The 25,023-nt window shown below is 69.6% G+C and carries 25 protein-coding genes; 12 read left to right on the top strand and 13 right to left on the bottom strand.

The window, feature by feature from the left end; translation table 11 throughout:
• The first annotated feature begins 162 nt into the window (after positions 1-162).
• Positions 163-1,068 carry a histone deacetylase family protein gene (locus GEMRO_RS0114190; RefSeq protein WP_027134523.1) on the top strand — a complete coding sequence of 302 codons (906 nt, stop codon included), beginning with the start codon at positions 163-165 and terminating at the stop codon, positions 1,066-1,068.
• Positions 1,069-1,072: 4 nt separating this feature from the next.
• On the opposite strand, the gene panC is transcribed toward GEMRO_RS0114190, so the two are convergent.
• From panC to GEMRO_RS0114175, 3 genes are read right to left on the bottom strand one after another with little or no spacing between them, the layout of a single operon-like run.
• Positions 1,073-1,924: a pantoate--beta-alanine ligase gene (gene panC, locus GEMRO_RS0114185; RefSeq protein ID WP_027134522.1), complete on the bottom strand. Its 852-nt coding sequence runs from the start codon at positions 1,922-1,924 to the stop codon at positions 1,073-1,075.
• Positions 1,925-1,934: 10 nt separating this feature from the next.
• Complete coding sequence (gene panB / locus GEMRO_RS0114180) at positions 1,935-2,777, bottom strand: 3-methyl-2-oxobutanoate hydroxymethyltransferase (protein WP_027134521.1); 843 nt, start codon at positions 2,775-2,777, stop codon at positions 1,935-1,937.
• A gap of 56 nt (positions 2,778-2,833) precedes the next feature.
• Positions 2,834-4,225, bottom strand: a complete 1,392-nt coding sequence (locus tag GEMRO_RS0114175; RefSeq protein ID WP_027134520.1) for an FAD-binding oxidoreductase — start codon at positions 4,223-4,225, stop codon at positions 2,834-2,836.
• 318 nt (positions 4,226-4,543) lie between these two features.
• On the opposite strand from GEMRO_RS0114175, the gene dnaK reads away from it, so the two are divergent.
• From dnaK to GEMRO_RS29680, 5 genes are all read left to right on the top strand, one after another.
• A complete protein-coding gene (gene dnaK, locus GEMRO_RS0114170; protein ID WP_027134519.1) occupies positions 4,544-6,487 on the top strand; it encodes a molecular chaperone DnaK in 1,944 nt (647 codons plus the stop codon).
• Positions 6,488-6,579: 92 nt separating this feature from the next.
• Positions 6,580-7,725 carry a molecular chaperone DnaJ gene (gene dnaJ, locus GEMRO_RS0114165; protein WP_027134518.1) on the top strand — a complete coding sequence of 382 codons (1,146 nt, stop codon included), beginning with the start codon at positions 6,580-6,582 and terminating at the stop codon, positions 7,723-7,725.
• A 25-nt stretch (positions 7,726-7,750) separates the two neighbouring features.
• Entirely contained in the window at positions 7,751-8,434 is a 684-nt protein-coding gene (locus tag GEMRO_RS0114160; protein ID WP_027134517.1) for a glutathione S-transferase family protein, read from the top strand.
• Positions 8,435-8,623: 189 nt separating this feature from the next.
• A complete protein-coding gene (locus GEMRO_RS0114155; protein WP_051329068.1) occupies positions 8,624-9,817 on the top strand; it encodes a sensor histidine kinase in 1,194 nt (397 codons plus the stop codon).
• A 329-nt stretch (positions 9,818-10,146) separates the two neighbouring features.
• Complete coding sequence (locus GEMRO_RS29680) at positions 10,147-11,523, top strand: DEAD/DEAH box helicase (RefSeq protein WP_051329067.1); 1,377 nt, start codon at positions 10,147-10,149, stop codon at positions 11,521-11,523.
• Between the two features lie 75 nt (positions 11,524-11,598).
• Here the strand turns inward: GEMRO_RS29680 and GEMRO_RS0114145 are convergent, their stop codons facing one another.
• Positions 11,599-12,603: a zinc-binding alcohol dehydrogenase family protein gene (locus GEMRO_RS0114145; protein ID WP_027134515.1), complete on the bottom strand. Its 1,005-nt coding sequence runs from the start codon at positions 12,601-12,603 to the stop codon at positions 11,599-11,601.
• A gap of 99 nt (positions 12,604-12,702) precedes the next feature.
• On the opposite strand from GEMRO_RS0114145, the gene GEMRO_RS0114140 reads away from it, so the two are divergent.
• The 4 genes from GEMRO_RS0114140 (at position 12,703) to GEMRO_RS29675 (ending at position 15,503) form a co-directional block, all read left to right on the top strand.
• Positions 12,703-13,095 (top strand): winged helix-turn-helix transcriptional regulator, encoded by a 393-nt coding sequence (locus tag GEMRO_RS0114140; protein WP_027134514.1) that lies wholly within the window; start codon positions 12,703-12,705, stop codon positions 13,093-13,095.
• Positions 13,096-13,108: 13 nt separating this feature from the next.
• Positions 13,109-13,648, top strand: a complete 540-nt coding sequence (locus tag GEMRO_RS0114135; protein ID WP_027134513.1) for an MOSC domain-containing protein — start codon at positions 13,109-13,111, stop codon at positions 13,646-13,648.
• 149 nt (positions 13,649-13,797) lie between these two features.
• Positions 13,798-14,877, top strand: coding sequence for an ABC transporter ATP-binding protein (locus GEMRO_RS0114130; RefSeq protein WP_027134512.1), 1,080 nt, complete (start codon positions 13,798-13,800; stop codon positions 14,875-14,877).
• A gap of 68 nt (positions 14,878-14,945) precedes the next feature.
• The gene (locus GEMRO_RS29675) at positions 14,946-15,503 is read left to right on the top strand and encodes an AAA family ATPase (RefSeq protein ID WP_051329616.1); all 558 of its coding nucleotides are present in this window, start codon (positions 14,946-14,948) and stop codon (positions 15,501-15,503) included.
• Positions 15,504-15,530: 27 nt separating this feature from the next.
• On the opposite strand, the gene GEMRO_RS35985 is transcribed toward GEMRO_RS29675, so the two are convergent.
• The 9 genes from GEMRO_RS35985 to GEMRO_RS0114080 all read right to left on the bottom strand — a co-directional run bounded on the left by GEMRO_RS35985 (position 15,531) and on the right by GEMRO_RS0114080 (position 22,871).
• Entirely contained in the window at positions 15,531-15,776 is a 246-nt protein-coding gene (locus tag GEMRO_RS35985) for a transposase (protein WP_407645382.1), read from the bottom strand.
• 136 nt (positions 15,777-15,912) lie between these two features.
• On the bottom strand, positions 15,913-16,119 hold the full coding sequence (locus tag GEMRO_RS35980) for a hypothetical protein (protein ID WP_407645381.1): 207 nt from the start codon (positions 16,117-16,119) through the stop codon (positions 15,913-15,915).
• 35 nt (positions 16,120-16,154) lie between these two features.
• Positions 16,155-16,862 (bottom strand): aspartate/glutamate racemase family protein, encoded by a 708-nt coding sequence (locus GEMRO_RS0114110; RefSeq protein WP_027134511.1) that lies wholly within the window; start codon positions 16,860-16,862, stop codon positions 16,155-16,157.
• Positions 16,859-17,410 carry a GNAT family N-acetyltransferase gene (locus GEMRO_RS32720; RefSeq protein WP_051329065.1) on the bottom strand — a complete coding sequence of 184 codons (552 nt, stop codon included), beginning with the start codon at positions 17,408-17,410 and terminating at the stop codon, positions 16,859-16,861. The genes GEMRO_RS0114110 and GEMRO_RS32720 overlap by 4 nt, the downstream gene beginning before the upstream one ends.
• The gene (locus GEMRO_RS0114100) at positions 17,407-18,771 is read right to left on the bottom strand and encodes a formimidoylglutamate deiminase (RefSeq protein WP_027134510.1); all 1,365 of its coding nucleotides are present in this window, start codon (positions 18,769-18,771) and stop codon (positions 17,407-17,409) included. The genes GEMRO_RS32720 and GEMRO_RS0114100 overlap by 4 nt, the downstream gene beginning before the upstream one ends.
• Before the next feature lie 72 nt (positions 18,772-18,843).
• Positions 18,844-20,667, bottom strand: a complete 1,824-nt coding sequence (gene glmS, locus GEMRO_RS0114095) for a glutamine--fructose-6-phosphate transaminase (isomerizing) (protein WP_027134509.1) — start codon at positions 20,665-20,667, stop codon at positions 18,844-18,846.
• Between the two features lie 137 nt (positions 20,668-20,804).
• A complete protein-coding gene (gene bmt / locus GEMRO_RS0114090; protein WP_027134508.1) occupies positions 20,805-21,821 on the bottom strand; it encodes a betaine--homocysteine S-methyltransferase in 1,017 nt (338 codons plus the stop codon).
• A gap of 56 nt (positions 21,822-21,877) precedes the next feature.
• Positions 21,878-22,120 carry a DUF1289 domain-containing protein gene (locus tag GEMRO_RS29660; RefSeq protein WP_205624976.1) on the bottom strand — a complete coding sequence of 81 codons (243 nt, stop codon included), beginning with the start codon at positions 22,118-22,120 and terminating at the stop codon, positions 21,878-21,880.
• Positions 22,121-22,253: 133 nt separating this feature from the next.
• Positions 22,254-22,871 (bottom strand): glutathione S-transferase family protein, encoded by a 618-nt coding sequence (locus GEMRO_RS0114080; protein ID WP_027134507.1) that lies wholly within the window; start codon positions 22,869-22,871, stop codon positions 22,254-22,256.
• Between the two features lie 154 nt (positions 22,872-23,025).
• Between GEMRO_RS0114080 and GEMRO_RS29655 the strand changes: the two genes are divergently transcribed.
• Together GEMRO_RS29655 and GEMRO_RS0114070 are read left to right on the top strand one after the other, a co-directional pair.
• Positions 23,026-24,396, top strand: a complete 1,371-nt coding sequence (locus tag GEMRO_RS29655) for an ActS/PrrB/RegB family redox-sensitive histidine kinase (protein WP_051329064.1) — start codon at positions 23,026-23,028, stop codon at positions 24,394-24,396.
• A 41-nt stretch (positions 24,397-24,437) separates the two neighbouring features.
• Positions 24,438-24,986 (top strand): ActR/PrrA/RegA family redox response regulator transcription factor, encoded by a 549-nt coding sequence (locus GEMRO_RS0114070; protein ID WP_027134506.1) that lies wholly within the window; start codon positions 24,438-24,440, stop codon positions 24,984-24,986.
• Positions 24,987-25,023: the final 37 nt, after the last annotated feature.

The raw sequence follows: 25,023 nt of genomic DNA, 5'->3' as shown, positions 1-25,023 counted from the left end.
GGCTTGACTGGCAACGCGATATTCAACCTTCGCGTTAGTTCTGCCTTGGTATCTAGCCGATTGCGAGCAGAAAAATTCGTGATTGCGCGCAATTGGCTAGATATCGACGGGGAGATCTGCGATCGGAGCTTGGCCAGGAAATGAAGGGGGCGGCCTAACGCCTTGAGCTACAAGATCGTTGCCCATCCCGACTATTCGGTCAGCATCCCGGCAGGGCATCGATTCCCCATGCCGAAATATGTACGAATGTCACACCGGCTGCGCCGGGACGACCCGAAGTTCGACGCCCGCCTGGTCACCCCGCGCCTGGCGGAGCGGAGCTGGCTGGTGCGCGCCCATGCGGTGGAATGGGTCGACGCGGTGCTCGCGGCCGACGTGGCGCCGGCCGACGAGCGGCGCCTGGGCTTCCCGGTGGATGCGGGCCTGGCCACACGCGCCCGGGCCGCCACCGGCGGCACCGTGCTGGCTGCGCGGCTGGCGCTGGAGGACGGCTTTGCCGCCAACACCGCGGGCGGCAGCCACCATGCCCACCATGCCGGCGGCGCCGGCTTCTGCGTGTTCAACGACGTCGCGGTGGCCGCGCGCCTGCTGCTGGACGAGGGGGCGGTCCACCGCGTCCTGGTGGTCGACCTGGACGTGCACCAGGGCGACGGCACCGCCGACATCCTGGCGGGCGATCCGAACGTGACCACCTTCTCCCTGCACTGCCGCGCCAACTATCCGGCCCACAAGAAGCAGAGCAGCCTGGACATCGCGCTCGACCCGGGCACCGGCGACGCCGACTACCTGGCGCTGGCCGACCGGGTGGTGGGGAGCCTCATGGACCGGGTCCGTCCCGACCTGGTGTTCTACAATGCCGGAGTCGATCCGCATGTCGACGACCGGCTGGGCCGGCTGGCGCTGACCGATGACGGGCTGCTCGCCCGCGAGCGCATGGTGCTGGAGCATTGCCGGCGCCGGCGGGTCCCGCTCACCGGGGTGATGGGCGGCGGCTACGGCCAGGACGTGGACCAGCTGGTCGCACGCCATGCCCTGCTGCACGTGGCGGCGCGCGACCTGTTCCCCTGAACGCTCAGCCGGCGGGGATCCGGACCGCCATGTTGTCCAGCAGGCGGACCTTGCCAAGCCGCGCCGCCGCCAGCAGCCGCGCCTCCCCCGGCGCGCCGGGCGGCCAGGCCTGGAGCGTCGCTGGCTCGACCAGCGAGAGATAGTCCAGGCCGAACCCGGCCGCGGCGAGCCGCGCCCTGGCCTCGCCGAGAACCTGGTCGACGGCGCCGCCGCGTTGCAGGACGTCGACCGCCTCGCCCATTGTCCGCGGCAGTTTTGCCGCGAGCGTACGTTCCGCGGGGGCCAGCCGCTGGTTGCGCGACGAGCATGCGAGCCCGTCCGGCTCGCGTACCGTGGCGTGGCCCTGGATGCGGATCGGCAGGTCCAGGTCCAGGACCATCCGGCGGATCACCTGCAGCTGCTGCCAGTCCTTCTCGCCGAACACGGCAAGGTCGGCCCCGGTCTGCAGGAAGAGCTTGGTGCAGACCGTGGCGACGCCCCTGAAATGCCCGGGCCGGATCGCCCCTTCAAAGCCTTCCGACGGCCCGCCCACCTCGATCCGGGTGGCGCCGCCCGGCGGATACATCACCGGCACCGGCGGCATCCAGACCAGGTCGCAGCCGCCCCGGCGCAGCTTCTCCAGGTCGCCCGCCTCGTCGCGCGGATACTGGTCCAGGTCCTCGCCCGGCCCGAACTGGAGCGGGTTGACGAAGATCGAGGTGACCACGAGGTCGGCGGCCGCGCGCGCCGCCGACACCAGCGCCAGATGGCCCTGGTGAAGGGCGCCCATGGTCGGCACCAGCCCGATGCGCCGCCCGGCCGCCCGGGCCTCCCGTACCAGGTCGCGCAGGACCGGCAGGTCGCGGACGATGTGCATGGTCACGCCCTCACTCGCCAGCCTTGCCGGGCGCCGGCCTCGTGCCGGCCACGCAGTGCTCCGGCCCGGGAAAGCGGCGGGCGCGCACGTCCTCGGCATAGGCGGCGGCAGCGGCGGCGATCTGCGCGTTCAGCTCGGCGTAGCGCTTGACGAAGCGCGGCGTGAAGTCGGCGAACAGCCCCATCACGTCCTCGGTGACCAGGATCTGGCCGTCGCAGGCGGGCGAGGCGCCGATGCCGATCGTGGGGACCGGCAGCCGCTCGGTGATCGCCCGGGCCAGCGGCTCCAGCGTTCCCTCGATCACGATCGCGAACGCTCCTGCGGCGGCGATCGCCTCGGCATCGGCCATGACCTGGGCCGCCTCGTCGCCGCGGCCGACCGTGCGGAAGCCGCCATGGCCGTGCACCGATTGCGGCTTCAGGCCGACATGGCCCAGCACCGGCACGCCCCGCTCGACCAGAAACGCGACGGTCGCGGCCATCTCGACCCCGCCTTCCAGCTTCACCGCCGAGGCGTTGGTCTCGGCCATGATCCGGGCAGCGGTGCGGAACGCCTGCTGCGGGCTCTCCTGGTAGGAGCCGAACGGCATGTCCACCACCACGCAGGCCCGCTCGGTCCCGCGCATCACCGCCTGGCCGTGGGCGATCATCATGTCCAGGGTGACGCCCAGCGTGGTCGGCATCCCGTAGACCACCATCCCCAGCGAATCGCCGACCAGCAGGAGGTCGCAATGCGGGTCCAGCGCGCGGGCCATCGGGGTGGTGTAGGCCGTCAGCGCCACGATCGGCTGGCCGCCCGAGCGCAGCCGGATGTCCCGTGCGGTGATCCGCTTCGTCTTGTTGGTGACGCTCATCTTGATCTCTGTCCGGTCCGAGGGCGACGAGGATGCAGGGCTGACCAGCACCCGCCTCAGTTCATCCGCACCACCTTGCCGGGGTTCATGATGTTGTCCGGATCGAGGGCGCGCTTGATGGTGCGCATCACCTCGACCGCGGGCCCGTGCTCCTTCTCGACCTTGGCGATCTTGCCCATGCCGACGCCGTGCTCGCCGGTGCAGGTGCCGCCCATGGCCAGCGCCCGGTCGACCAGCCGGTCGTTGACCGCCTTGCAGCGCTGGTACTCCTCCGAGCCTTCCTCGTCGTAGAGCAGCCCCAGGTGGAAATTGCCGTCGCCGGCATGGCCCACGATCAGCGGCAGGAGGCCGTTGCCCTCCAGGTCCACCCGGGTCGCCTCGATAAGCTCGGCCAGCCGGCTGATCGGCACGCACACGTCGGTGGACCAGACCCGCGCACCCGGCCGGATCGCGCAGGTCGCATGGTAGACGTCGTGGCGGGCGGCCCAGAGCCGGTTGCGCTCCTCCAGCGTGGAGGCCCAGCGGAAGCCGCTGCCGCCGAACTCCGCCGCGATCTCCTGGGCACGCTCGGCCTGCTCCCTGGCCCCGCTCTCGGTGCCGTGGAACTCGTAGAAGAGATGCGGCGCGATCTCGAAGCCCTCGAGCTTGTTGTAGGCCACTACCGCCTGGAGCTGGCCCTCGTTCATCAGCTCGATCCGCGCCACCGGGATGCCGGACTGGATCGTCAGGATCACCGTGTTTGCGGCAGCCTCGATCGAGGGGAAGCTGCAGACCGCCGCGGTGATCGCTTCAGGAATGCCGTAGAGGCGCAGGCGCACCTCCGTGATGATGCCGAGCGTGCCTTCCGACCCCACGAACAGCCGGGTCAGGTCGTAGCCGGCCGAGGACTTCTTGGCGCGTCCGCCGGTCCGGATGATCTGCCCGTCGGCCATGACCACGGTCAGCCCCAGCACGTTCTCCTTCATGGTGCCGTAGCGCACCGCGTTGGTCCCGGACGCCCGGGTCGCCGCCATGCCGCCCAGGGACGCGTCGGCGCCTGGGTCGATCGGGAAGAACAGGCCGGTGTCGCGCAGGTCGGTGTTGAGCTGCTTGCGGGTCACCCCCGCCTGCACCAGCACGTCCAGGTCCTCGGCATTGACCTCCAGGATCCGGTTCATCTGCGAGAGGTCGATGCACAGCCCGCCATTCACCGCGGCGACATGGCCCTCCAGGGCAGTACCGGTCCCGAACGCGATCACCGGCACCTTCTCGGCGGCGCACAAGGTGACGGCCAGGGCGACCTCCTCGGTGGTCTCGGCGAAGAACACGGCGTCCGGCGGGATGCCGCGATGATGGCCCTCGTTCAGCCCGTGGCGCTCCAGGATGTCGCGGTTGGTCGAGAGCCTGGCGCCGAAGCGTCCTTGCAACGCTTCAATGACCCGCGTTGCGTTCGCACTTCTCGTCACCATCTGCACTCCATGACCTCGTTCGTTGCGGGCGGTCGGCCCGTGGCTGGCGGGAACCTATCGCCCGACGGGCGCCAGGGCCAGGAGCCGGATCGGCCGATGGTGGCGCGGCGGGCACACAAGCCCTCGCCTCCCCTGGTGCGTGAGGAATTGCCGAAAAAGGCGAGTTTTGGCGACCTGCACATCGGTTGCGGCTCCTGAGGTGCTTAACTATATGCTGGCCAGTCGAGCGTCTTACTGCCCATTGCCCGCTCAACTCGTGCCGGGCGCGTTCGAAACATCCTATGCGAAGTCTCTTCGCCTGATGCGCGAGAGGAAGGTATGAGCAAGATCATCGGTATCGATCTCGGGACCACGAACAGCTGTGTTGCCATCATGGAAGGCAAGAACACGCGGGTCATCGAGAACGAAGAAGGCATGCGCACCACGCCGTCCATGGTGGCCTACACCGAGGACGACGAGATCCTGGTCGGCATGTCGGCCAAGCGCCAGGCGGTCACCAACCCGTCCAACACCGTCTTCGCGGTCAAGCGCCTGATCGGCCGGCGCTATGACGACCCGATCGTCCAGAAGGACGCCGGGATGGTGCCCTACAAGATCGCGCGTGCCGACAACGGCGATGCCTGGGTCGAGGCCCGTGGCAGCAAGATGGCGCCGGCGCAGGTCTCGGCCGAGATCCTCAAGAAGATGAAGCAGACCGCCGAGCGTCACCTCGGCACCACCGTCGACAAGGCGGTGATCACGGTCCCGGCCTACTTCAACGACAGTCAGCGCCAGGCCACCAAGGACGCCGGCAAGATCGCGGGCCTGGAAGTCCTGCGCATCATCAACGAGCCGACCGCCGCGGCGCTGGCCTACGGCCTGGACAAGGGCAAGAACCAGACGATCGCGGTCTACGACCTTGGCGGCGGCACGTTCGACGTGTCGGTGCTGGAGATCGGCGACGGCGTGTTCGAGGTGAAGTCCACCAACGGCGACACCTTCCTGGGCGGCGAGGACTTCGACCTCCGGCTGATCGACTATCTGGCCGACGAGTTCAAGAAGGAGAACGGCATCGATCTCCGCTCGGACAAGCTGGCCCTGCAGCGTCTGAAGGAAGCGGCCGAGAAGGCCAAGATCGAGCTGTCGACCGCGCAGCAGACCGAGGTGAACCTGCCGTTCATCACGGCCGATGCGTCGGGCCCGAAGCATCTGACCATGAAGATCTCGCGCTCCAAGCTCGAGATGCTGGTCGACGACCTGATCGAGCGCACCATCGAGCCCTGCAAGAAGGCGCTCAAGGATGCCGGGCTCACCTCCGGCCAGATCGAGGAAGTGATCCTGGTCGGCGGCATGACCCGCATGCCCAAGGTGATCGAGAAGGTCCGCCAGTTCTTCGGCAAGGAGCCGAACAAGTCGGTGAACCCCGACGAGGTCGTGGCGGTGGGTGCCGCGATCCAGGCGGGCGTGCTGTCCGGCGACGTGAAGGACGTCCTGCTCCTGGACGTGACTCCGCTCTCGCTCGGCATCGAGACCCTGGGTGGCGTGTTCACCCGGATCATCGACCGCAACACCACGATCCCGACCAAGAAGAGCCAGGTGTTCTCGACCGCCGAGGACAACCAGAACGCGGTGACCATCCGGGTCTTCCAGGGTGAGCGCGAGCTGGCGGCGCAGAACAAGCTGCTCGGCCAGTTCGACCTGATGGGCATCCCGCCGGCCCCGCGCGGCATGCCGCAGGTGGAAGTGACCTTCGACATCGACGCGAACGGCATCGTGAACGTCTCGGCGAAGGACAAGGCCACCAACAAGGAGCAGCAGATCCGCATCCAGGCGTCCGGCGGCCTCAGCCAGGACGAGATCGAGCGGATGGTCCGGGAAGCGGCGGAGAACGCCGAGGAGGACAAGAAGCGCAAGGCGGCGATCGAGGCGCGCAACCAGGGCGACAGCGTGGTCTACCAGACCGAGAAGTCGCTGAAGGAGTATGGCGAGCATCTCGAGCCCGCCGACCGCTCCGCGATCGAGACGGCCCTGGCCGACCTGAAGGGCTCGCTCGACAGCGAGGATCCGGACGTGATCAAGGCCAAGACCGAGACCCTGCAGCAGGCTTCCATGAAGCTGGGCGAGGCCATGTACAAGGCCACCCAGGCCCAGGGCGGTGGTGACGATGCCGGTGGCTCGGCTGGCCCGGGTGCCGGTGCCGGTGGCGCCTCCGGCCGGGCGGACGACGGCGTGGTCGATGCCGAGTTCGAGGAAGTCGACGACAGCAAGAAGCGGTCGGCGTGATCCTTCACGTCTGACCGGAGGACGTGCGGCGTCGGGCGAGAGCCCGGCGCCGTCGTCTTGAGAGATCAATGGCGGGTTTTACGGGCGGGCAGATGGCCAAACGCGATTATTACGAGGTCTTGGGGCTCCAGAAGGGCGCGTCGGCGGACCAGATCAAGAGTGCGTTTCGCAAGCTCGCCAAGCAGCATCACCCGGACAGCAACAACGGCGACAGCAGCGCCGAGGCGAAGTTCAAGGAAATCAACGAGGCCTACGAGGTCCTGAAGGACGAGCAGAAGCGCGCGGCCTACGACCAGATGGGCCATGCCGCCTTCCAGCATGGCATGGGCGGCGGCGGCCGGGGCGCCCACGGCTTCGACTACTCGTCCTTCTCCGACGTGTTCGACGACCTGTTCGGCGAGATGATGGGCGGGGGTCGGCGCGGCCAGAGCGGCCGGGGTGCCGACCTGCGCTACGACCTGACCATCGAGCTGGAGGAAGCCTTCTCGGGCAAGAAGGCGCAGATCCGGGTGCCGACCTCGATCACCTGCGAGACCTGCAAGGGCTCCGGCGCCGAGCCGGGGACGCAGCCCGCCACCTGCCCGACCTGCCGGGGCAACGGCCGGATCCGCCGCGCCCAGGGCTTCTTCTCGGTCGAGCAGACCTGCATGACCTGCCAGGGCAGCGGCCGGATCATCCCCAACCCCTGCAAGACCTGCGGCGGCAAGGGAGCGGTGCGCCAAGAGAAGACTCTCTCGGTGACGATCCCCGCGGGCGTCGACGACGGCATGAAGATCCGCCTGTCCGGCAATGGCGAGGCGGGCGTGCGCGGCGCGCCGGCGGGCGACCTCTACATCTTCCTGCACGTGGCCCCGCACCGGCTGTTTCAGCGCGACGGCGTCAACATCCATTGCCGGGTGCCGATCCCGATGAGCACCGCGGCGCTGGGCGGACAGATCGAGGTGCCGTCGATCGAGGGCAAGCGCCTGGCGGTCACGATCCCCGCCGGCACCCAGTCCGGCCGGCAGATCCGCCTGCGCGGCAAGGGCATGACCGAATTGCAGGGCCACGGGCGCGGCGACATGCACGTGGAGCTGGCAGTCGAGACCCCGGTCAACCTCACCCGGCGGCAGATCGAGCTGCTGCAGGAGTTCGACCGCGCCGGCAATTCCGAGGACGGCGAGGATGGCGGCCACCATCCGGAGAGCGAAGGCTTCTTTCGCCGGGTGAAGGATTTCTGGACCGGCCTGCGCGACTGAGCCGGGCAGTTTGGGAGCCTGTTCCATGTATGAGTTGTGGATCGCCAACAAGAACTACTCGTCCTGGTCGCTGCGCCCCTGGCTGCTGATGCGGCAGCTCGGGATCGAGTTCACCGAGCGCCAGGTCCAGTTCGGCGCGGGCTCCAACTGGGCGACGTTCCGCGCCTTCTCGCCGAACGGCCAGGTGCCCGCCCTGCGCGACGGCGACCTGACCGTCTGGGAGTCGCTGGGCATCGTCGAATATCTGGCCGAGCGGCATGAAGGGGTGTGGCCGGGCGAGGCCCGGGCGCGCGCGTGGGCGCGCTGTGCCGCCGCCGAGATGCATGCCGGCTTCTCCACCCTGCGCAGCCGCTGCCCGATGAGCGTCGGCCACCGCATCCGTCCCGCGGAGCGGCCGCCGGAACTGGAGCGCGACATCGCCCGCACCGACGAATTGTGGAACGAGGGCATCGGCCGGTTCGGCGGCCCGTTTCTGGCCGGCGCCGTGTTCAGCGCGGTGGATGCGTTCTTCGCGCCGGTGGTGTTCCGGATCCAGACCTACGGCCTGCCGCTGACCGGCGCGGCGGCGAGCTATCCGGCCCTCCTTTTGCAATTGCCCGGCATGCAGGCATGGACCGAGCAGGCGCTGGCGGAGCCCTGGCGCGAGCCCGGTCACGAGACGGACCTCCAGGCGGCCGGGACGCTGCTCGACGACCTGCGCAAGGGGTAGACAGCGGGGCCCGGTTGCCCGAGCTTGCAGCATCGATGGTCTTGATGAAAGGTCCGATGTCCGGGCCGCTTCGTGATCGCCTCCGGGCGGGTATCGGCACCCGCCGCTGATCGGACGTCGCCGAGTGTCGTGCGGGACCGCCTTGAGCCGCACGGTGGGATGGGATCGGGAAAGGACGGGCACGGCATCATGAAGGTCGAGACGACCGCCGAATCGGAGCGGCAGGCTTATGGACCGATCGCGGAGATCGAGCGGCGCCTCACCCAGCAGGCGCTGATCGCCGAGTTCGGCCGGTTCGCCCTGAAGAACCACGAGTTGCAGGCCATCCTGACCGAGGCCTCCCGGATCGCTGCCGAGGGCTTAGGGGTGCCGCTCGCCAAGGTGCTGGAAAAGCTGCCGGGCGAGAACGCGCTGCTGCTGCGTGCCGGGGTTGGCTGGAAGCCGGGCGTGGTCGGCAAGGTCCGGCTCGGCGCCGACCTGGAATCACCGGCGGGCTTTGCGTTCAAGACCGGAGAGCCGGTGATTTCCAACCACCTGGCCGAGGAGAAGCGGTTCCGCACGCCGAAGGTCATGGCCGATCATGGCGTGCAGCGCGCGGTCAACGTGCTGATCCGTGGCGATGGCGACGCGTTCGGGGTGCTCGAGGCCGATTGTCCGGATCCTGGCGCCTTCAACCCGCACGACATCAACTTCCTGCAGGCCCTGGCGAACACGCTGGGCGTGGCGATCGACAAGGAGCGCAGCCGGGTCGAGCGCGAGGACCTCCTGCAGCAGAAGGACCTCCTGCTCCGCGAGGTCGACCACCGGGTCAAGAACAGCCTGGCCCTGGTGTCCGCGCTGCTGGGCATGCAGGAGCGGAGCGCCCGCTCCGAGGAGGCGAAGGCGGTGCTGGCCGCCGCCGCCGCCCGGCTGATGAGCATCGCCCGGATCCACGAGCAGCTTTACAAGAGCGCCGACATCGCCTCGGTCGAGTTCGGCAGCTATCTGCGCGGGCTCTGCCAGGATCTTGCGACCTCGCTCGGCCGCAAGGACGGGATCGACCTGAGCGTCGAGGTCGACAGCTTCCCCTTGTCGGTCGATCGGGCGGTGCCATTGGGGCTGATCACCGTGGAGCTGGTGACCAACGCCATCAAGCATGCCCGCCACCCCAGCGGCTGCTCCACCATCCGGGTCGCCTGCGAGCGCGAGGACGGCCACTTCGTGCTGAGCGTGGTGGACGACGGGCCGGGCCTGGCCGACGATTTCGATCCGGATGCGAAGGTCGGACTCGGCATGCGCCTGGTGCAGTCGCTGGTCCGCCAGCTCGGCGGCAGCTTCGAAGCCGGCAACCAGGGCGGCGGCGCCTGCTTCCGTGTCCGGGTGAGCCGCGCCGAGCCGGCCTGACGTGCTGCCACTCCGGTGTTGCCGGGACACCTCATGCAGCCGCGCATGCCCGCCATGTTCTAGGACTGCACGCCTTCCGCTTGCCTTTTGGCGGTGCAGCATCATATACCTTTCACGTGCAGAGCGAGCCGTACGGCGGTCCGCTCGATAGGGGCCGCGTGTAAGATCCTGCAACTTGCAGGATGAGCCCCTGTCTCCGGCACCCCCCTCCCCTTAGAGCGACCATGTCACGCGGGTCGTTTATCGGCCCCCAACCCGTCCGGATGGGTGCGCTTTGTGGCGCGCCTCCCGTGAGGCTGGACCATGTCGTTCGGCCAGAAAGCACACGATTGTCTGATTTCGCATCGCTCGGCCTCGCCGCTCCGATCCTCGAAGCCCTCGCCGCCGAGGGTTACACCGCGCCCACGCCGATCCAGGCCCGCGCCATCCCGCAGGTCCTCGAAGGCCATGACCTCCTGGGCATCGCCCAGACCGGCACCGGCAAGACCGCCGCGTTCGCGCTGCCGATCCTGCACCAGCTGGCTGCCTCGCAGCGGATCCGCAAGCCGCGCAACGTCCGCGCCCTGGTGCTGAGCCCGACCCGCGAGCTGGCCGCCCAGATCGAGCAGAGCTTCCGCGTCTACGGACGCAAGCTGCGCCTTTCCTCCGGCGTCGTGTTCGGCGGCTCGCCGCTGGGCCGCCAGGAGCGGATGATGGGCCCCGGCCTGGACGTCCTGGTTGCCACGCCCGGCCGCCTGCTCGACCTGATCGAGCGCCGCGCCCTGACCCTCGAGAACGTCGAGATCCTGGTGCTGGACGAAGCCGACCAGATGCTCGACCTGGGCTTCATCCACGCCCTGCGCCGCATCGTGAAGATGCTGCCGGAGCAGCGCCAGACCCTGTTCTTCTCGGCGACCATGCCGCAGAGCATCGCGACCCTGGCGCGCGAGTACCTCACCAACCCGGTCAAGGTGGAGGTCACCCCGATCGCCACCACGGCCGAGCGCGTCGACCATGGCGTCATGCCGGTCTACGGCCCGGACAAGCCGTCGGTGCTGCGCACGATTCTGAGCGATCCGTCGGTGCAGCGCAGCCTGGTCTTCTCGCGGACCAAGCACGGCGCCGACAAGATCGTCCGCTACCTCGAGCAGAACGGCATCGACGCCGCCGCGATCCACGGCAACAAGTCGCAGGGCCAGCGTGAGCGCGCCCTGAATGCGTTCCGCCGCGGCTCCCTGGCAGTCCTGGTCGCCACCGACATCGCCGCCCGCGGCATCGACGTCGACGGCGTCAGCCACGTGATCCAGTATGACCTGCCGGACGTGCCGGAGACCTACGTGCACCGGATCGGCCGGACCGCCCGCGCCGGTGCCACCGGCGTCGCGATCGCGCTCTGCGCTCCCGACGAGCGCGGCAACCTGCGCGATATCGAGCGGCTGACCCGTTCGCGCGTGCCGATCCTGGACATGCCGAAGATCGAGCCCTCGACGGTCCGCTTCGGCGACACCGGCAATGCCGACCAGGCAGCGCCGCGCCGCTACCAGCAGACCGCGCACCGTGCGCCTTCGGCCGGTGCCGCGCCGCGGCGCTCCTCCGACGGCCGTCCGCCCTACCGGGCGCCTGGCTTCCGCAGCGAAGGCCGTAGCGGCGGCGAAGGCGGCCGTGGCGGCGAGGGCCGCGGCGGTGGCTATCGCGGCGCCCGCAGCGGCGGCTCCGCCGAGCGCTGAGCCAAAGGCATCGTCAGACGAACGGGCCTGGAGGGGCATCGCCCTCTCCAGGCCCGCGTTCGTTTCAGGAGGATCTCAGAAGCCGGCGAGGACGGTCTTGCCGATCGACTGGGCCGTCTCGATCCGGACATGCGCCTTCTTCAGGTTCACAAGGTCGATCCGGCCCAGGTTCTCGGTCATCGTGGTCCTGAGCCGCCCCTCGTCCAGCAGCCCGGCCACCTGCGTCAGCAATTCGCCCTGCGCCCGGATGTCCTCGGTCTGGAACATCGACCGGGTGAACATGAACTCCCAGTGCACCGACACGCTCTTGCGCTTGAACGGGTTGATGTCGAGCGCGGCGGGATCGTCGATCAGCACGAAGCGGCCCTGCGGCGCGATGATCTCGGCGATCGCCGCCAGATGCCGGTCGGTATGGGTCGTGGAGAACACGAAGGCCGGCTGGCCCAGGTTCAGGGCGGCGACCTGCGCCGGCAGGTCCTCCCGGTGGTCGACGACATGGTCGGCGCCCATCATCTTGCACCACTCCCGCGTTTCCGGCCGGGAGGCGGTGGCGATCACCGTCAGCCCGCGCAGCTTGGCCAGCTGGATCGCGATCGAGCCGACGCCGCCGGCCCCGCCCACGATCAGGATGGCCCGGGCCGCGCCCGGGACCGGCCGCATCACCCGCAGGCGATCGTCCAGCGCCTCCCAGGCGGTGATCGCGGTCAGGGGGATGGCGGCGGCCTGCGCGAAATCCAGACTGCGCGGCTTGCGCCCGACGATCCGCTCGTCGACCAGCTGGAACTCGGCATTGCTGCCCGGCCGCTCCAGGGCGCCGGCATAGTAGACCTCGTCGCCGACCGCGAAGTCGCGGACATCCCGCCCGACCCCGGTCACCACCCCGGCGGCATCATAGCCCAGCACCCGCGGATGGCCGGGTTCCGGCCGGGCGGCGGCACGGACCTTCACGTCGACCGGATTGACCGAGATGGCGCGCACCTCGACCAGCAGGTCGCGTCCGGTGGGCTCCGGCCTCGGCATGTCGATCTCGATCAGTGCGGTATCGGCGGGGCCGGGTGTCTGGAAGGCGATGGCACGCATGAGGTTCTCCATGTCTGGTGGAGAACCTCACTTGATCCTGCGGTGCCGCTTGGGCAAGAACGCACATAAATCGCCCATAGTGTCGCAAAGGATACCGTGATGCCGCGAGTCCGCCACGAGCGCTTCGACTGCGGGCCCGGCTGCCCGGTCGAGGCCACCCTTTCGCTGATCGACGGCAAGTGGAAGGGCGTGATCCTCTTCCATCTGCTGGATTCCACCCTGCGCTTCAACGAGATCCGCCGCCGCGTGCCGAGCGTCACCCAGCGCATGCTGACCAACCAGCTGCGCGAGCTGGAGGCGGACGGCCTGGTCGAGCGCCAGGTCTATGCGCAGGTCCCGCCCAAGGTCGAGTACCGGCTGTCCGAGCGGGGCCGCACCCTGGCCCCGGTGATCGACGCCCTCAAGCGCTGGGGCGACACCAGCAGGCCGGCGAAACCCGCATCGCCATCGGCCGGTCATCCCGCTCCTGCAGAAGATCATCTCGCCGGATAGGAGGGCTCCCCCCGTGGCAACCGTCGTTGCAGTCAGCCGCAGCAGCCAGCATGCCTTCAGCAAGCGCAGCATCGACCGGATCGAGCTGGTCGCCGGCGAGGGCGTGGCCGGCGACGCGCATCGCGGCGTCACTGTCATGCATCGCTCCCGGGTGCGCCGCGACCCGACCCAGCCCAATCTACGCCAGGTCCACCTGATCCATGCCGAGCTGCTGGACGAGCTTTGTGCCCAGGGCTTTGCCGTGGCGCCCGGGGTCATGGGCGAGAATGTCACCACCAGCGGCCTGGACCTTCTGGCCCTGCCGACCGGCGCCCTGCTCCGGTTTGGCAGCGGCGCGACGGTCCAGATCACCGGCCTGCGCAATCCATGCGCCCAGCTCGACGGCTTCCAGCCAGGCCTGACCGCCGCGGTGCTGGGCCGCGATTCCGAGGGCGGGCTGGTCCGCAAGGCCGGCGTGATGGGCGTGGTCGTGGCGGCCGGGCCGGTCTGGCCCGGCTCGGCGATCGAGCTGGTGATGCCGCCCCTGCCCCACCGCCGGCTCGTACCCGTCTGATCCTTCCCCCTTGCCTCGCGGGTCCGCTCCCGGCAAAGCTTCCGGCGGGCGATGCCCTTCCGGGGAGGCTCCGGGAGCCAGAACAGATTTAGCGCCGGCATCCATGCGTCCGGCGTCGCCCTGGCGTGCCGGCATGAGGAAAACGATCGATGGCATCGGTTACCGTCAACAAGGTCGACAAGTATTATGGCTCGGTGCAGGTCCTGCACGGCGTCGACGTCAACATCGCCGACGGCGAGTTCGTGGTGCTGGTCGGCCCGTCCGGCTGCGGCAAGTCCACGCTCCTGCGGATGATCGCGGGCCTGGAAGAGATCAGCAAGGGCGAGATCTCGATCGGCGGGCGCGTCGTCAACGACGTGGCGCCCAAGGACCGGGACATCGCCATGGTGTTCCAGAACTACGCGCTCTACCCGCACATGACCGTCAAGGAGAACATGGCGTTCTCGCTGAAGCTGGCCAAGGCGCCCAAGAACGTCATCGACGAGCGGGTCGGCAAGGCCGCCGGGATCCTGGGTCTGGGCCAGCTGCTCGACCGCTACCCGCGCCAGCTCTCGGGTGGTCAGCGGCAGCGCGTCGCGATGGGCCGCGCCATCGTCCGTGATCCGCAGGTGTTCCTGTTCGACGAGCCTCTGTCGAACCTGGACGCCAAGCTGCGCGTGCAGATGCGCACCGAGATCAAGGAACTGCATCAGCGGCTCAAGACAACCGCGATCTACGTGACCCACGACCAGATCGAGGCCATGACCATGGCCGACCGGATCGTCGTGATGCAGGGCGGCTATGTCGAGCAGATCGGCGCGCCCCTGGACCTGTACGACCATCCGAACAACCTGTTCGTCGCCGGCTTCATCGGCTCGCCCTCGATGAACTTCATTGAGGGCACCTTCCGCACCGACGGCAGCGGCGGCATGGTGGTGGCCAAGGACGGGGTCACCCGCCTCCCGGTCCCCGCCCGCCTGGGCGGCAAGGACGGCACCGAGGTCGTCTACGGCGTGCGCCCGGAGCATCTCTACATCAGCGAGAGCGGCCAGGGCGTCCCGGCCAAGGTCGTCGTGGTCGAGCCGACCGGTGCGGAGACCATGGTGGTCGTGCACATGGCCGGCCAGGAGGTCCAGGCGATCTTCCGCGAGCGTCACCGGTTCGAGCCGGGCCAGGACGTCATGCTCCTCCCGGACGTGGATCACCTGCACCTGTTCGACAAGCGCACCGGCAAGCGCATCGAAGCCTGACGATTAACGCATTGCAGGAAGAGGCCGCCGATCGGAAGATCGGCGGCCTTTTTCATTGGACCGGCCCAATGGATGGACTTCCGAGGATCATTGTCGTCACCGGCGCCATGGCCGCCGGCAAGTCGACGATCGCCCAGGCCCTGGCCGAGCGCCTGCCCCAGAGCGTCCACCTGCAGGGCGACCTGTTCCGCCGGATGATCGTGACCGGTGCGGTCGAGATGACAGCACCGCCCTCCGCCGAGGCCCTGGCCCAGCTGGAACTGCGCTACCGGCTGGCCAGCGATGCCGCGGCCGGCTACGCGGCGGCCGGCTATCTGGTGGTCTACCAGGACGTGATCCTCGGGCCGTATCTGGGCCAAGTGGTCGAGCGCCTGCGGCCCTGGCGGCCAGGGGTCGTGGTCCTCGATCCCGATCCCGTTGTCCTGGCCAGACGCGACCGGCAGCGCCAGGCCAGCGCCTATGGGAGCTGGCAGCCCGAGCAGATGGCCGAGATCCTGCGCCGGCAGACCCCCAGGGTCGGCCGCTGGATCGACAGTTCGGCGCAGACGGTGGAACAGACCCTGGCCGCGATCCTGGCCGATCCCGCCGAACTGCGGGTCGGCGCCACGGAACCGCCGCGGGGCTAGCGCCGATCGACATTCATCGCATCCAGATCATCGCGGCGGCGAGTTAAACGAAGCCGATGAAGTGGAGGGTGGGCGGTCATGGCGGGTGGCGAGGCGGCGGAAGTGCTTGAGCTTGCCGAAGCATCGCTCGATCCGGTTGCGCTGCCGGTGGGCGGTGGTGTCGTGCGCAGTGGCGATCTTGCGGGTGCGGTTGGCACGGATCCCCGCTTTGGCCGCCATGTCGGCGAGAAGCGCACCTAAGGCTCTGCTGTCGTAAGCGTGGTCGGCGAGCATGTGGATCTTGCTCGTCCGCCCTCCTCCGGGACGCCCCGGCGCCTGATCCTTGGGGCCTCTTTTCCCGTTGCCGCCTGCTGATGCGCGCGGACGGTCGTGCTGTCGAGCATTGGGTGCTGGTTGTCGCGATCAGCAGTCAGCCGACCGTCAGGGGTGCGCCCCAGCGCAGCACCCACAGGCAGCCGTTCACGACCAACCAGTTGTCCCAGCCCGTCCGACCCGGATCACCCGCCCTGCCCGGCACCATGGCCGCGATCCGCTGCCACGGCGCCTCGCTCAGCTCGGTGCGCTTCCCACTCGTCCAGACGCGCCCAAACCAGCTCCGCACCCGGTGGAGCAGCATGCCGCACACCCGGAAGCCCTGACTGGCGATCCGGCCTAGCCGGCTGGTCCCCCGCCGATGGCGAGGTCGGCAGCATGCTCGGCGTGCAGCCTGGTGGTGTCGAGCACCGGGCAGTCCAGGTCGTCCTGGCCCAGCAGCATGCAGATCTCGGTGCAGCCCAGGATGATCGAATCAGCGCCGTCCGCCCGCAGCCGGCGCACGACCTCCAGGTAGGCCGCCTTGGACTGGGGCCGGACGATGCCCTGGCAGAGCTCGTCATAGATGATCCGATGGACCTGGCGCCGGTCCGCCTCGTTCGGGACCATGGCGTCCAGCCCATGGCGCTCGCGCAGCCGGCCCAGGTAGAAGTCCTGCTCCATCGTGTAGGCGGTCGCCAGCAGGGCCGGGCGGCGGCAGCCGGCGGCGCGGATCGCCTGCCCGGTGGGATCGGCGATGTGCAGCACCGGCAGGCCGGACGCGGCCGCGGCCTGGTCGGCCATCTTGTGCATGGTGTTGCTGGCGATCAGCAGGAGGTCGGCGCCGCCCGCGGCCAGGGCCCGCGCCGCCGCCTCCATGGCGCGGGTGGCGCCGGCCCAGTTCCCTTCCGCCTGCAGAGCCTCGATCTCGGCGAAGTCGAACGACCAGAGCAGCAGCCTTGCCGAATGCAGCCCGCCCAGCCGGGCCCGCACCCGCTCGTTCAGCAGGCGGTAGTAGATCGCGGTGCTCTCCCAGGAGAGGCCGCCGATCACCCCGATCATCTTCATGCTTGCGATCTCCGTCGCCAGACCACCACCTGGCCGCCGCCGCGAAGCATCCGGCGCCCCTCCGCCTGGAAGCCCAGCCGGCTCAGGATCCGCGCCGGCGCCCGGTGGTCCGGGTGGACGAACGCCACCAGCTCGGTGAGGCCCAGGCGCTTCTCACCATGCTCGATGACCACCCGCGCCGCCTCGCGGGCGAAGCCCTGCCCGCGCGCCACCAGGTCGATCCGGAAGCTCAGCTCGATCTCCGGGCTGTTCTGGCCATGCGGCGCCAGGAGCACCTCGCCGACCGGCAGCTCCAGGGCGCCGGCCTCCGCCACCGTCCAGCGCCCGTATCCAGGCGGATAGGCTTCCCCCGATGCCACCGCGGGAAGCAGGACCAGCCGTGCCGTGATCAGCGTCGGCAGGCTGCCGTCGAGCGGCTCGTCCGGGGCGCCGTCGCAGCAGGGATCGCGGTTGGTGCCGCAAAACGCGCACTGGCCATGGCCATGCACCCAGATCACCGGCGCCGGCGTGCCGCAGAACAGGCAGCGGTCGTCCGGCGGGCCGTTCATGCCGCCAGTCCCGCGACGGCCTGCCGGTAGGCGGCGGCGGCTTCCTCGTGCAGCCGGTGGCGGCCGTCGCGGACCTGCCAGGTCCCGCCAGCCATCACGTGGCGCACCATGCCCCGCCCGGGCGCCAGGACCAGGCTGTCCAGCAGGAGGTCGCCCGGCCGCTCGACCAGGCGCGGGTGCCGCTCGTCGAGGACGACCAGGTCGGCGCGCGCACCCGCCTCGATCCGGCCGATCGGCCGGCCCATCGCCTGGCGCCCGCCCTCCAGCACCGCCCGCAGGAGCCGGGCGCCGCTGTGCGGCTCTGCCAGGGAGGCCGCCACCGTGCGGCGCAGCGTGCGGGTCCGCTGGCCATGCTCCAGCCAGCGCAGTTCCTCGAACGGATCGATCACCACATGGCTGTCGGTGCCGATCGCCAGCGCGCCACCCTGCTCCAGCCAGTCGGCGAGCCGGAACAGGCCGTCGCCGAGATTGCCCTCGGTGCTGGGGCAAAGGCCCGCGACCGCGCCGCTGGCCGCCAATGCCGCGAGTTCGGCATCCTCCAGATGGGTGGCATGGATCAGGGTCCAGCGGGCATCGGGCTCGACCAGGTCCAGGAGCCGCTCGCCCGGGCGGCGCCCGGTGGCCTCCAGGCACTCGCGGACCTCGCGGACCTGCTCGGCCAGGTGGATATGGACAGGACCGTCCGGGTCGATGTCCCGCCAGGCCCGCACCGCCTCCTGCAGAACCTTCGGCGGCACCGCGCGCAAGGAATGCGGCGCGATCCCCAGCCGTTCGTCTGGCCGCCCCTCCATCTCGGCGCGCAGCCGCTCGACCAGGCGCAAGTACCCGTCCAGCTCGTGGAGGAAGCGGATCTGCCCGGGCTCCGCCGGCTGGTCGAACCCGCCGGTCTGGTAGAGGGTGGGCAGCATGGTCATGCCGATCCCCGCCGCCCGGGCTGCTTCCAGATGGGCCAGCGCCATCTCGGCCGGATCGTCGTGCGGGCGGCCATCGGCGCGGTGGTGCAGGTAGTGGAACTCGCCGACCGTGGTGTAGCCGGCCTCCAGCATCTCGACATAGAGCTGGGTGGCGACCGCGCGGACCATCTCCGGGGTCATGGTCCCGGCAAAGGCGTACATCACCGCCCGCCAGGTCCAGAAGCTGGCCTCGCCGCTCGGCAGGCGCTCGGCCAGCCCGGCCATGGCGCGCTGGAAGGCGTGGCTGTGGATGTCGGGCACGCCCGGCAGGAGGATGCCCGCCCGCTCGGCTTCGGGCGGCGCCGGCACTCCCGCCTGCACGTTGGCGATGTCGCCGCGGGCGTCGATCTGGACCAGCACGTCGGTGGCCCAGCCCTCGGGCAGCAGGGCCCGGATCGCATGGATCAAGCAAGCCTCCCCTTGTCGGCGGTTCGTCCCGCCCACAAGGGGTAGTGCGTCATGCCTGCGGTTGGAAGCCGCTCACTCGACCGTGACGGATTTGGCGAGGTTGCGCGGCTGGTCGACGTCGGTCCCCTTGGCCACGGCGGTGTGGTAGGCCAGCAGCTGCACCGGGATCGAGTAGAGGATCGGCGCCACGAACGGGTCGCAGGCCGGCATGGTGACGCAGTGCCAGGCATACTCGCCCAGCTGCTCGCAGCCGGCCTGGTCGGTGAGCAGGATGATCCGCCCGCCGCGCGCCTTGACCTCCTGCAAATTGCTGGCGGTCTTCTCGAACAGGTCGTCGCGCGGCGCCACCACGATCACCGGCACGTTCTCGTCGATCAGCGCGATCGGCCCGTGCTTCAGTTCGCCGGCGGCATAGCCCTCGGCATGGATGTAGCTGATCTCCTTCAGCTTCAGGGCCCCCTCCAGGGCGATCGGGTACATCGAGCCGCGGCCGATATAGAGCACGTCCCTTGCATGCATCACGTCGGCGGCGATCTTGCGGATCAGCTCGCTGTGCTCCAGCACGTGGACGAGCTTGGCCGGGATCTCGTCGAGCTCGGTGGTGAGCGCCGCCTCGCGCTCGGCCGACAGGCGGCCGCGCGCCCGCGCCGCACCCACCGCCAGGCAGGCCAGGGTGGCCAGCTGGGTGGTGAATGCCTTGGTCGAGGCGACCCCGATCTCGGGCCCGGCCAGGGTGCGCAGGCAGCCGTCGGCCTCGCGCGCGATCGAGCTCTCCGGCACGTTGACCACCGCCAGAGTCTTGCGGCCCTTGGCCTTGACGTAGCGCAACGCCGCCAGCGTGTCGGCGGTCTCTCCGGACTGCGAGATGAACATCGCCGCCTGGTCGGCCGAGAGCGGCGGCTCGCGGTAGCGGAACTCCGAAGCGATGTCCCATTCCACCGGGATCCCGGCGAACTTCTCGAACCAGTATTTGGCGACCAGGCCGGCATAGGAGGCGGTGCCGCAGGCCACGATCGCCAGCCGGCCGAGCGTGCCCAGGTCGAACGGCAGGTCGGGCAGCGCCACCTTGTGGGTCTTGGGATCGGCGAACGAGCGCAGCGTGTCGCCGATCACCGCCGGCTGCTCGTGGATCTCCTTTTCCATGAAATGCCGGTGGTTGCCCTTGCCGATCATGGCGCCGCTGAACGCGGTCTGCCGGATCGGCCGCTCCACCACCTGGCCGGACTCGTCGTGGACGATGGCGCCATGGCGGGTCAGCACCGCCCAGTCGCCCTCGTCCAGATACTGGATCTGGTCGGTGAGCGGGGCCAGCGCCAGCGCGTCGGAGCCAATGAACATCTCGCCCTGGCCGTAGCCGATCGCCAGCGGGCTGCCGCGCCTAGCGGCGATCAGCAGGTCGGGATGGTTCTCGAACAGGATCGCCAGCGCGAAGGCGCCGTGCAGCCTGGGCAGCACACGGGAAGCGGCCTCCTTGGGCGAGAGGCCCTTGGCCATCTGCTCGGACAGCAGGTGCGGCACGACCTCGGTGTCGGTCTGGGTCTCGAAGCGGCGGCCGCGGGCCACCAGTTCCTCGCGCAGCTCGCGGAAGTTCTCGATGATGCCGTTATGGACCACCGCGACGCCGTCCGCCTGGTGCGGATGGGCGTTGGTCTCGGTGGGCGCGCCATGGGTGGCCCAGCGGGTATGGCCGATGCCGGTGGTGCCGGCGAGCGGCGCGCCCGCCAGTTCCCGGGCGAGATTGTCGAGCTTGCCCTCGGCGCGGCGCCGCTCCAGCCGGTCATCGACCAGCGTGGCCACGCCGGCACTGTCGTAGCCGCGATATTCCAGGCGCCGCAGCCCCTCCAGGAGCAAGGGAGCCGCGTCGCCCTTGCCGATGACGCCCACGATTCCACACATGCGCTACGACCTCTTCGAGAAATTCTTGCGTGCCGGGAGGAGCACCGGGCGGGGGCGCCCCTCCCGGACGATGGCAGCGTAATGCGGGAACCAGCCGCGGTCGACGCGGCTCGACGCCATCCGTCGCCGGATGGGGGTCAGTCGCGCCGACGTGAGCGGCGGCGCGCCGGCTCCGCACCGCCATGGCCGGGCGCTGCCCCGGCGAAGGCGATCGGGCCCAGCAGCGCCTCGACCTCGGCCAGGGTCGGCACTCTGGCCGGCACGTGCTGGTCGAGCGCCTCGCGCATCGCCCGAACATGCTCCGCCGAGGTGCCGCAGCACCCGCCGATGATGTGGGCGCCGGCGTCGCGGGCCAGCCTGGCATAGGTCGCCATGATCTCCGGCGAGCCGGAATAGCGGATGGCGCCCTCGACATATTCCGGCACGCCGCAATTGCCCTTGGCGACGATGATGTCGTCGGCATCGCGCACGTTGCGGAAGGACAGCACGGTGTGAAGCAGCTGTGCCGGGCCGATCCCGCAATTCGCGCCGAACCCGAGCGGGCGGACCGGCAGGACGTGGGCGGCTTCCAGCGCGGCTTCCGGGGTCAGCCCCATCATGGTCCGGCCGTTGGTGTCGAAGCTCATGGTGGTCACGATCGGCAGGCCGGCGCGTGCCGCGCCCTCGACCGCCGCCGCCAGTTCCTCCTGGGCGGAGATCGTCTCGATCCACAGGACGTCGGCGCCGCCCTCGGCCAGCGCCATCGCCTGCTCGGCGAACGCCTCGACGCCCTCCTCGTGGGAGAGCACGCCCACCGGCTGGAAGATCTCGCCGGTCGGGCCGATCGAGCCGCACACCAGCACCTTTTTGGACGCGGCATCGGCGACCTCGCGGGCGATCCGGGCCGCGGCTCGGTTCAGTTCGCCCACTTGGCCCTGCGCGTTGTGCAGCTTCAGCCGGTGGCGGTTGCCGCCGAAACTGTTGGTGAGCACTAGGTCGGAGCCGGCGTCGACGAAGTCCTGGTGGACCTTCCGGATCCGCTCGGGATGCTCCAGGTTCCAGAATTCCGGGCTGTCGCCCGACATCAGGCCCTGGGCGAACAGGTTGGTGCCCATCGCGCCGTCGGCGAGCAAAAAGGATTTCTCGGCGATCAGATCGGCAAGGGGATGGGACATGAACGGTCGGACCTGCAGGAAGGAAGCCGGCGCGGCATGCCGGACAGTGGGGCAATCTAGACCTGGGACCGCCCGACCGCCACCCGTCCGCGACGGCGCGGGCGCTGGTCGGCCCAGGAGGTGACGCCACGGGCGCGGCGCCGCTCGCGCAGCCGCTGGACGATCTCCAGGCGCTGCTCGTTGCTGGCGACGGGCCACACGGAGATCTCGGCGCCGCTGCGCAGGCAGCCCTGGCACAGGCCGGTCTCGGGATCGAGCCGGCAGATGCCGACGCAGGGCGTGGGGATCTCGGGCAGCACGGGCAACACTCGCGACCGGATATAAGGCTCTCTTTATATGGGCTGCAAGTCCCGCCGCGCCATCCTGGCCACGACGCCGGCTTGCCGGCCCGCGCCACCACGCATGGTCGGCGCCGCCTGCGTCGTCCGAGCCTCAGGTGAGCGGGATCATCACGTGCTTGCGGAATGCCGCCCGGTCGGTCAGCCGGGCGTACCAGCGCTGCAGGTTGGGCAGGTCCGGCCGCTCGATCGGCAGGTTGAGGTAGCGGTAGGTGAGCGCGCCCAGCGGGATGTCGCCCATGGAGAGGGTATCGCCGGCGATGAAGGGGCGGTTCTCCAGGTGGCGGTCGAGCATCGCGAAGATCTGGCCGAGCCGGGCGGTGGCCGTAGCGATCGCCGCCTCGTCGCGCTGTTCGGGCGGCGTGCGGATCAGCCCCCAGAACACCGGCGTGATCAACGGCTGCACCGTGGTCTGCTGCCAGTCCATCCACTGGTCGGCCTGGGCCCGCATGGCGGGGTCGGCGTGCCAGAGGGTGCCCTGTCCCCAGCGCGCCGAGAGATAGCGCACGATCGCGTTGCTCTCCCAGACCACGGTGCCCTCGTCGTCGATCACCGGGATCAGCCCATGCGGGTTGCGCTCCCGGTATGCCTGGTCGATCCCGCCGAACGCGCCGCCCACGTCGAGCCGCTCGTGCGCCAGCCCCAGTTCGGCGATGGTCCACATCACCTTCTGCACGTTGACCGAGTTGTTGCGGCCCCAGACCCTGATCATGCCGTGCGTCGCCCTGCTGTCGTTCCTCGCGGGGCCGGATCCTAGGCGCGCCGGCGTCGTCCGCCCAGGGCGGCGATGACCAATGGCCCTCTTGCGCGCCGGGCCGGGACAGCGTTCGTCGCATCCGGACAGTGACAGGCGGATGGACGGGTGGATGGCGAAGCGGGAACGGGCGTCGGCGCTGGCCGGGGGAGAGGCAGGCATGGCCCGGCGCACCGGCATGTTCGTGCAGGGCCTGCTCGGCCTGTCCGACCCGCCCGACCTGCGCGGGCGCATCCGCCTCCACACGCTGTCTCTCACCCGCTGGGTCGCGGTGGTCGGCCAGCTGTTCACCGTGCTGTTCGTGCATTACTCGCTGGGCATCGCGCTGCCGGTCGAGTGGCTGCTCCCGGCGATCGCCCTGTCCGCCCTGATCAACCTGGCGCTGATGGTGACCCTGCGGGCGGCGACCCGCCTGCCGGAGCGCGCGGCGCTGTGGCTGTTCGCCTATGACATCCTGCAGCTCGGCTACCTGCTGGCGCTCACCGGCGGCCTGCGCAACCCGTTCGCGGTCCTGGTGGCGGTGCCGCTGATGCTGGGCGCCGCCACGCTGGGCCTGGGCTCCACCGTGCTCCTGAGCCTGCTCGCGGTGGCGACGGTGACCTTTCTGGCCCTGGTCCCCTCGCCGCTGCCCTGGTTCGGGGTCGGGCTGCCGCTGCCGGGGCTGTACGTGGCCGCGGTCTGGGCGGGGCTGACCATGGCCTCGATCCTGATCGCCGCCTATGCCTGGCGCGTCGCCGAGGAGACCAGGCGGATGACCGACGCCCTGGGGGCGGCCCAGATGGCGCTGGCCCGGGAGCAGGAGATGTCGGCGCTGGGCGCGCTCGCCACCGCGGCCGCCCACGAGCTGGGCTCGCCGCTGGCGACGATCCTGATCACCGCCAAGGAGATGCTGAACGAGCTGGAGGACGACGATCCTTTGCGGGCGGAGACACAGGTCCTTCTGGAGCAGACCCTGCGCTGCCGCACGATCCTGGCCGGGATCGGCCGGCACCGCGACCATGCCGAGCATGCGCCGTTCGTGCGGGCGCCCCTGTCGGGCATCCTGCGCGAGATCGCCGAGCCCTACGCGCGGCCGGGTATCGCGCTGGAAGTGACCTCGCGGATCGCCGAAGGTCTGAGCGAGCCGACGCTGGTGCCCACGCCGGAGTTCCGGCACGCCCTGGGCAATCTTTTGAACAACGGACTCGAATTCGCCGAGAGCCGACTGCAAGTTCTTATCGAGCACGATTACCGGGAGGTGCGTGTGATGATCCGGGACGACGGTCCAGGGTTTGCGCCTGAAGTTCTGGAGTGGCTGGGGGAGCCCTATCTTTCCACCCGACGCGACGATGGCGGCCTTGGCCTGGGCGTGTTCATCGCGACCACACTGCTTGCGCGCACCGGCGCTGCCTTGCATGTTGAGAACGCGCGCGACGGTGCGGTCGTGACGCTTCGCTGGCCGAACGAAGCGTGGCGGCGCTCCTTCGAAGGGAAGATGACATGAGCGAGTGGCCGACCAGCGGCCTGAGGGTGGCGACGTCCGGCATGGTCGAAATGGAGTCGGGCGAGGAACCGGCCCTGCTGCTGGTGGACGACGATGCGCCACTGCGCCGCTCACTCCAGCGCGCCCTGGAGCGGCGTGGTTTTCGGGTGTTTCCGGGCGAGAGCTATAAAGAGGGGCTCAACCTCGTCCACTCGCTGAAGCTGCACTACGCGGTGATCGACCTGCGGCTGGAAGACGGCAGCGGGATCGATCTTGTTCGCCGTCTGCGCGAGATCCACCCCAAGGCCCGGGTGGTGATCCTGACCGGCTACGGCAACATCGCCACCGCGGTCGCCGCGGTGAAAGCCGGCGCCATCGACTACCTGGCCAAGCCGGTGGATGCCGACGAGGTGATCGCGGCCCTGCTCGCCACCGGCGCGGCGCTGCCGCCGCCGCCACAGAATCCCATGTCGGCCGACCGGGTCCGCTGGGAACATATTCAGCGGGTCTTCGAGCAGTGCAATCGCAACGTCTCGGAGACCGCGCGGCGGCTCAACATGCATCGGCGCACCTTGCAGAGGATCCTGAACAAGAGGGCGCCCAAGGAATGACCCGCACGCAGCACCATGGATCCATTTCGGGATCCCT

Origin of the sequence: Geminicoccus roseus DSM 18922, assembly GCF_000427665.1 — a bacterium.
Classification (GTDB): Bacteria; Pseudomonadota; Alphaproteobacteria; order Geminicoccales; family Geminicoccaceae; genus Geminicoccus; species Geminicoccus roseus.
Note: the sequence above shows the minus strand (reverse complement) of the source record. Positions and strands in the feature narration are given on the sequence as shown.

Bases quoted from the DNA above. Each gene is read 5' to 3' on its own strand.
- GEMRO_RS0114155 (WP_051329068.1), top strand. From the start codon at position 8,624: ATGAAGGTCGAGACGACCGCCGAATCGGAGCGGCAGGCTTATGGACCG.
- GEMRO_RS0114130 (WP_027134512.1), top strand. From the start codon at position 13,798: ATGGCATCGGTTACCGTCAACAAGGTCGACAAGTATTATGGCTCGGTG.
- GEMRO_RS35985 (WP_407645382.1), bottom strand. From the start codon at position 15,776: ATGCTCGCCGACCACGCTTACGACAGCAGAGCCTTAGGTGCGCTTCTC.
- GEMRO_RS29675 (WP_051329616.1), top strand. From the start codon at position 14,946: ATGGATGGACTTCCGAGGATCATTGTCGTCACCGGCGCCATGGCCGCC.
- GEMRO_RS0114160 (WP_027134517.1), top strand. From the start codon at position 7,751: ATGTATGAGTTGTGGATCGCCAACAAGAACTACTCGTCCTGGTCGCTG.
- GEMRO_RS0114070 (WP_027134506.1), top strand. From the start codon at position 24,438: ATGGTCGAAATGGAGTCGGGCGAGGAACCGGCCCTGCTGCTGGTGGAC.
- panC (WP_027134522.1), bottom strand. From the start codon at position 1,924: ATGCACATCGTCCGCGACCTGCCGGTCCTGCGCGACCTGGTACGGGAG.
- glmS (WP_027134509.1), bottom strand. From the start codon at position 20,667: ATGTGTGGAATCGTGGGCGTCATCGGCAAGGGCGACGCGGCTCCCTTG.
- dnaK (WP_027134519.1), top strand. From the start codon at position 4,544: ATGAGCAAGATCATCGGTATCGATCTCGGGACCACGAACAGCTGTGTT.
- GEMRO_RS0114140 (WP_027134514.1), top strand. From the start codon at position 12,703: ATGCCGCGAGTCCGCCACGAGCGCTTCGACTGCGGGCCCGGCTGCCCG.
- dnaJ (WP_027134518.1), top strand. From the start codon at position 6,580: ATGGCCAAACGCGATTATTACGAGGTCTTGGGGCTCCAGAAGGGCGCG.
- GEMRO_RS0114175 (WP_027134520.1), bottom strand. From the start codon at position 4,225: ATGGTGACGAGAAGTGCGAACGCAACGCGGGTCATTGAAGCGTTGCAA.
- GEMRO_RS0114080 (WP_027134507.1), bottom strand. From the start codon at position 22,871: ATGATCAGGGTCTGGGGCCGCAACAACTCGGTCAACGTGCAGAAGGTG.
- bmt (WP_027134508.1), bottom strand. From the start codon at position 21,821: ATGTCCCATCCCCTTGCCGATCTGATCGCCGAGAAATCCTTTTTGCTC.
- GEMRO_RS35980 (WP_407645381.1), bottom strand. From the start codon at position 16,119: ATGCTGCTCCACCGGGTGCGGAGCTGGTTTGGGCGCGTCTGGACGAGT.
- panB (WP_027134521.1), bottom strand. From the start codon at position 2,777: ATGAGCGTCACCAACAAGACGAAGCGGATCACCGCACGGGACATCCGG.
- GEMRO_RS29655 (WP_051329064.1), top strand. From the start codon at position 23,026: ATGGCGAAGCGGGAACGGGCGTCGGCGCTGGCCGGGGGAGAGGCAGGC.
- GEMRO_RS32720 (WP_051329065.1), bottom strand. From the start codon at position 17,410: ATGAACGGCCCGCCGGACGACCGCTGCCTGTTCTGCGGCACGCCGGCG.
- GEMRO_RS0114145 (WP_027134515.1), bottom strand. From the start codon at position 12,603: ATGCGTGCCATCGCCTTCCAGACACCCGGCCCCGCCGATACCGCACTG.
- GEMRO_RS0114110 (WP_027134511.1), bottom strand. From the start codon at position 16,862: ATGAAGATGATCGGGGTGATCGGCGGCCTCTCCTGGGAGAGCACCGCG.